The sequence below is a fragment of the Thermanaeromonas sp. genome (assembly GCF_021890735.1).
Lineage (GTDB): Bacteria > Bacillota > DSM-521 > Neomoorellales > Neomoorellaceae > Thermanaeromonas.
In genome coordinates this window covers 1-5,112 of record NZ_JAKKUR010000107.1, presented here as the reverse complement: position 1 = coordinate 5,112, position 5,112 = coordinate 1, and the positions used below count along the sequence as shown (strand labels likewise).

8 protein-coding genes are annotated in these 5,112 nt (G+C 54.7%); 7 read left to right on the top strand and 1 reads right to left on the bottom strand.

Annotated features, from left to right (window positions below):
- The first annotated feature begins 53 nt into the window (after window positions 1-53).
- From L5656_RS10570 to L5656_RS10540, 7 genes are all read left to right on the top strand, one after another.
- Window positions 54-299, top strand: coding sequence for a hypothetical protein (locus L5656_RS10570; protein ID WP_297202744.1), 246 nt, complete (start codon window positions 54-56; stop codon window positions 297-299).
- A gap of 67 nt (window positions 300-366) precedes the next feature.
- Complete coding sequence (locus L5656_RS10565; protein WP_297202742.1) at window positions 367-1,359, top strand: S-layer homology domain-containing protein; 993 nt, start codon at window positions 367-369, stop codon at window positions 1,357-1,359.
- Window positions 1,360-1,401: 42 nt separating this feature from the next.
- Window positions 1,402-1,701, top strand: a complete 300-nt coding sequence (locus L5656_RS10560) for a hypothetical protein (protein ID WP_297202740.1) — start codon at window positions 1,402-1,404, stop codon at window positions 1,699-1,701.
- On the top strand, window positions 1,671-3,191 hold the full coding sequence (locus tag L5656_RS10555) for a hypothetical protein (RefSeq protein ID WP_297202738.1): 1,521 nt from the start codon (window positions 1,671-1,673) through the stop codon (window positions 3,189-3,191). The genes L5656_RS10560 and L5656_RS10555 overlap by 31 nt, the downstream gene beginning before the upstream one ends.
- 57 nt (window positions 3,192-3,248) lie before the next feature.
- Complete coding sequence (locus L5656_RS10550; RefSeq protein WP_297202736.1) at window positions 3,249-3,533, top strand: HU family DNA-binding protein; 285 nt, start codon at window positions 3,249-3,251, stop codon at window positions 3,531-3,533.
- On the top strand, window positions 3,523-4,020 hold the full coding sequence (locus L5656_RS10545) for a hypothetical protein (protein WP_297202733.1): 498 nt from the start codon (window positions 3,523-3,525) through the stop codon (window positions 4,018-4,020). Before L5656_RS10550 ends, L5656_RS10545 begins: the two co-directional genes overlap by 11 nt.
- 18 nt (window positions 4,021-4,038) lie before the next feature.
- The gene (locus tag L5656_RS10540) at window positions 4,039-4,476 is read left to right on the top strand and encodes a hypothetical protein (protein ID WP_297202731.1); all 438 of its coding nucleotides are present in this window, start codon (window positions 4,039-4,041) and stop codon (window positions 4,474-4,476) included.
- Between the two features lie 170 nt (window positions 4,477-4,646).
- Here L5656_RS10540 and L5656_RS10535 read toward each other — a convergent pair whose 3' ends face one another.
- Window positions 4,647-5,069, bottom strand: a complete 423-nt coding sequence (locus L5656_RS10535) for a hypothetical protein (RefSeq protein ID WP_297202729.1) — start codon at window positions 5,067-5,069, stop codon at window positions 4,647-4,649.
- Window positions 5,070-5,112: the final 43 nt, after the last annotated feature.

Genomic DNA, 5,112 nt, shown 5'->3' with positions numbered 1-5,112 from the left:
CTTGCTATCCTGGCAACCTTTGGCTAGAATGGAGGTGAAGGCAGGTGAGCGCCGTGCCGGAGGAAGCATTGAGGGAAACTGCGGCCACCAGTGAACCGCCAAACAGATTGGCATCGCCAGAGTTTTTTTTCCTCCTCCAGAGGATAGACAGGCTGGACGAGAAGCTGTCCAGGGAGATCAAAGAAGTGGAGGTTAGGCTAGATGCAAAGCTAGATACCCTCAGATTCTGGACCATAGGCGCAGTAATCACGCTAATCGCCGGGTTTGCCGGTGTAATTATCGCCTTACTGCAAAGATAAGCTAGACCTTAAGGCGGGTGTTCCCCGCTATTTTTATACCCAAAATTCTCAAGGGAGGGATTTACTAATGCTTAAGAAAATTGCTGCCGGCCTTCTGGCCGCCATTCTCATTCTCACCGCGGTGCCCTTACAGGCCCGTGCTGAAATGGAATACCGTTTCACCGACAAGGGAGCCATAGAGACCGACTTCGCTTGGGGTAAGGACGACATCATCGAAGCGATAGACTTCGAGCTTTACGGTGGCTATCCCGACAACACCTTGCGCCTCGGGAACAACATCACCCGGGCCGAATTTGCCGCTGTGCTCTCTCGCGTGGTAGACGTTTCCGGCGAGCCCGGACCCGAGTGGTATTCTGCTGTGGTGGACGGCCTGGTGAAGGCGGGGGTAATACCCGATAAAAGCGGCGACTGGGACGCCCCGATAACCCGGTTAGAAGCTGCGAAGTGGCTAGGCAGGCTGGCGAGGGTGTATAATGTGCCAGTAAAGGAGCTCACTGCAACCTTTACCGATACCACTGACCCAGACGCGATCTACGCTGCCCAGACCGGCCTGATTAAGGGCGTGAGCGCCGGGGTCCTGGGCGCTGACCAGAACCTCAACCGCGGCCAGGCGGCGGTGCTCTTGCTGAGGGTGGCGAGGAGCGTGGATACGGACTTGCCTTCGGACGAAGAGTTGATCCAGGCCAGGCAGGAAGCCATCGAGGACATTAATGCAAATGCGGCTGACTTCGAGGCCCGCAAAAATGTAGATCTCACCTTTTATGAGAAGTTACCCTATAAACGGGTCACAAAGACCTACTTTGAGGGCGAGCGAGAGTTTATGTATGCTACCCGGGACGATGGAAGGAAAAATAACCAAACTAAGGCTGAGGATATACGTATAGCTGAGAAGCATAATTCCATCGCGATAGTGGTATCGAAGATGCGGAACGACAATGGCGCTTTTTGGATTAGTGTTTCCCGTTTTAAGAAGATAGACGGTCGATGGATGATGACCCAGGGAGGAATACCCGAAAATCGGGACCTAAAATACCTTAAGGCAGTTGGCTATATGAGATAAACTTTTTAGAGAATTTACCCTGACGGAGGAGTTGATATAACTATGTTACGCAAAGCCTTGTTTAGGGCTTTTTTATTTTTGCTGCTTTTTTCTTTCTTTGCGTTTCCCGCACTAGCTTTTGAAGGAGGGACAGGCCTCAAAAGAGTGCCTTCCGACTCTCAGGCTCCTCTCTCTAACGGCATGACCTGGTTCGTCCGCCGCGTCCCGGTGCTACTCTACAACCCGGCCAGCCTCGATGTAGGCCCTGGCGGCGACGGCCTGGCCCTTAAGGACACCCAGGTGATCTGGGGCGAGCTCTGGACCAAGCCGGGTTGGGCCAGGAAGGAACACGGTACGGCTTAAACGAGCTCTATATTCCCGTTAACCCCGACATGGTCCCGGCCCAGGCGGAAGGCATGAAAAAGGTATTAGTCCCCTACGGCAACTGGGACGACGACATACTGTGGTACTTCCAGGACCTGGCCCAGCGGAGTCCCCAGGTGAAGGTGATAGATAAGAGCAACACCTGGGCTGGCGACGCAAGCGACGCACTTTACATTTACGTACCTCTCCCGTCCCGTGAAAGCCTCCTCTCCCAGGCCGAGGGCATGAACGCCGAAATGCTCCAGAAGTGGGGTGTCTATCTTAGGAGCAAGGATCCGGAGTACGCTGCTTTCAACGGTTTCATCCCTTCCTCCGACGGCAGCAGGTTTTACGTGCGGGCCCTGGATGCTTTCCAGAACGGCGGCCTGTACTATTATCACCTACTGTTGAACCCGGGGCCCCAAAGCGCAAACTGGTCGGTAGCAGCCGAAACCACACCTCGTTATGACGAAGCTAGCCCCTCTGGCAAAGGATTTTACCGTGGCAAAGACTGGAGCGACCAGCTAGAGAAGAGCCCGGATGCCGTGCCTGGCTTCATTGCCGCCATCGATTGGTGGGCCAACCTCATCTTGTCCGGTCCTACTGAGATAACAGGTAACCCAGGCGAAGAGAAGGAGGTAACCTTTACCCTCAAGAACGAATCGCCGGTCAAGCCCTCGGTCAGAGTTGGCGTAAAGAGGGAGGGCGACCAGAAGTACAGTACAGTTGTTGAAGGGGTAACGGCCCCAGAGTGGGGCAACGGCAGCTTCACCCTGAACTTCAGGGTAGAAAGCCAGCCTTATAAGGTCCGCGTGGCAGTTTTAGACCCGCGGATACTAGAAGCTAAATATACCGATAACTACGTGGAAATAACCGTGAAACCTGTCCTTCCACCTCCTCCGGTTAACCCTGGCGATCAGGGAGGCACTACCACTGGTGGTGGCGAGGACGGCTCCGGTTCTACAACCGGCGAGCTGGTATTTTATGCCCGCAGCCAGGGCGGACAGGACATATACGGGAACTATAAGCCTCCTGAAGACCGGCCGGTGAACACCGCCAAGTATGCGGACATAGTTAAGGCGGTTCTGAGGCCGAAGCCTCCCACTCCTCCGAGGGGCAGGCTGGTGTCGTGGGAGATAACGTCGGCTACGTTGGCTTATCCAAAGCGCCATCCTGACTTCTGGTTCGGTCACCCGGTCGAGCCGGTGGGTACCGTGACAGTATCTATGGTACCCAACGGCCATGAGGCTACGGTGGAGTTTGAGCAGGACTGGAGCCTTGCGGGCGCACCGATATATGATATGGCGACTGACCAGATGGCTCCGCCGCCGACGTACTACACCATAACCGCCAGCTACACTATAAGGTACGTATACGAGTATACGGAGTGTGATGAAGATGGGTGCTGGACCGTAAGAAAGGAGGCTACAGCTTCCGGCACGGCTTCTGGAAAGCTTCTGGTGAACAGTACAGGGATAAACATACTTTAGTCTGAACGGGCCGCTCCTTTTGTGGGGGCGGCCCACGTGTTATGGGGAGGTGAGACAGTGAATACCAATGAACTTATCAGCGAAGTGGCCAAACGCATGGGCTGCTATAAAAAAGACGTGCGGGAACTTTTGTTACAACATTTCCTCCAAGTGCTCTTAGAGGCTATTTCTAGAGGGGAAAAAGTACACATAGCGCATTTAGGTACATTTTATCCTGGTCTCTCCTACGGCCGCAATAAAGAAGGCACCCGACGGTTATGGATAAGGTTCAGCCCTGCTGAAGATTTAATACGAAAACTAAATTCAGCACATGACTCCCAGGGTGGTAGCAATGCTTCGTGATCAGCGTGGCTTCCTGGAGGTCTATCTACTTGTCCTTTTTGCGGTGATGGCCCTAAGCGCCTTCGCCGTCCTCACGGGGATAGCCTTTGGGGCAAAGAAAAACGCCGATGTAGTCTACCAGATGCTTGGGGAGGCGGTCGACTTTGCTGGACGGGCTGCCAGCCGGGATACCGGCGGCAACCTTGAGGGCTCGGAACACCTTGCCCGCCAGTATTTTGTCCTAGCTTTCTCCCGCATGACCCAGACCACTTTCAACGGGACCAGCTTTGTGCCGGTAGGGCCCTCTCCCATAAAGGCCCCGGCGGTCCTGGAGGAGTTCCGGTACGTCCGGCCGGGTGAGCCCGTGCCGGGCGGCATTGCCCGGCAGCCGGGCTTTGTGGCTACTGTAAATGTGCCTATACTCTTGGGGAATGTGCCCTTTATAGGGCCGCAGTTTTTAGACGTGCGGATGCGGTACTATCAGCCAGCCGGTAAGGTACAACTTTAAAACAGGGAGGTATCAAAAATGCGTAAGAAACTTTTGTTGGTGTTTGCCGCTACTTTTCTCATACTCCTAGCTACCCAGGGGCTAGCCCTTGCAGGAGTACCCGCGATTGAAACTGATCCGGGCATAGAAGTCTATATCAACGGCCTCCACGTCCCCCGAGAAAACCTCAAACCAATTCTTATCGGCGATACGACCTACATCCCGGCGCAGGCCTTGGGTCTGCTACGAAATGTGATCGTTCAGGAAAACGAAAAAGGAGCAGCCCTGGCGATAGAAGCTCCGAAGAGCAAATACGGGTACTATCCCATTTGCCTAATCACCGCAAACGACGAAGCCGGTCCACCCCCTGCCGGATTTAAGTGGAACGGCAAAATCTACGTACCCCTCCGGTATTGGGCCGAGTTCCTTGGGGCTACAGTAACCTACCAGGATGGCACAGTATATGTGCAACAATAGGACACAAAAACTAGGTTGAAGCACTCCTCCAGGCCTTGACGCCCAAGGCTTCAAAGAACCTTAAAACGCTCTTGTGAAGCAGGTTGGAATTCCTTGCCAAAACTGCTTCACAAAGCTTAAAAAAGTTGGCTTGAGCCCTTGCCACCCAAAGCTTTAAGACTTGCTTCACCTTAACCCATAAATATTCCAAACCATGCCCGGCTGAAGCACCGCATCCGCCCTTGCCTTTGAAGGCCTCTAGCCCATTTTAGGGTAACTGCGTGAAGCACTCTTGCCCCTCCCCAGAAACGTGCTTCACTACACGCCAAAAAATGGCCTCTATCCCTTGCGGCCCAAAGCTTCAAAGCCCGCTTCACCTGGACGCCTTTTGCCGCCGCCACGCTTGGGCCTTTACAGGCCAGCGTCGTGGCGGCCATCTTTAACAGCGGTAAGCAGCAGGACGGCTTTCGCCCTCCTGCTGCTTTGATTTTGGGGGGAGACTCTGGCCTTCCGGCTGCCTCATCATTGTACTGCCGCCCGGTCTTAAGGCGGCAAGGGCAAGGGCCTGCGGCATAAACGGCCTCCTCCCCGCCCTTCGGGCGGGTCCCCTCCATTTATTCCTCGGCCTCGCCTTCGGCGACCCTTGCCGCCAGCCCG

Bases quoted from the DNA above. Each gene is read 5' to 3' on its own strand.
- L5656_RS10535 (WP_297202729.1), bottom strand. From the start codon at position 5,069: ATGGAGGGGACCCGCCCGAAGGGCGGGGAGGAGGCCGTTTATGCCGCA.
- L5656_RS10545 (WP_297202733.1), top strand. From the start codon at position 3,523: ATGCTTCGTGATCAGCGTGGCTTCCTGGAGGTCTATCTACTTGTCCTT.
- L5656_RS10540 (WP_297202731.1), top strand. From the start codon at position 4,039: ATGCGTAAGAAACTTTTGTTGGTGTTTGCCGCTACTTTTCTCATACTC.
- L5656_RS10565 (WP_297202742.1), top strand. From the start codon at position 367: ATGCTTAAGAAAATTGCTGCCGGCCTTCTGGCCGCCATTCTCATTCTC.
- L5656_RS10560 (WP_297202740.1), top strand. From the start codon at position 1,402: ATGTTACGCAAAGCCTTGTTTAGGGCTTTTTTATTTTTGCTGCTTTTT.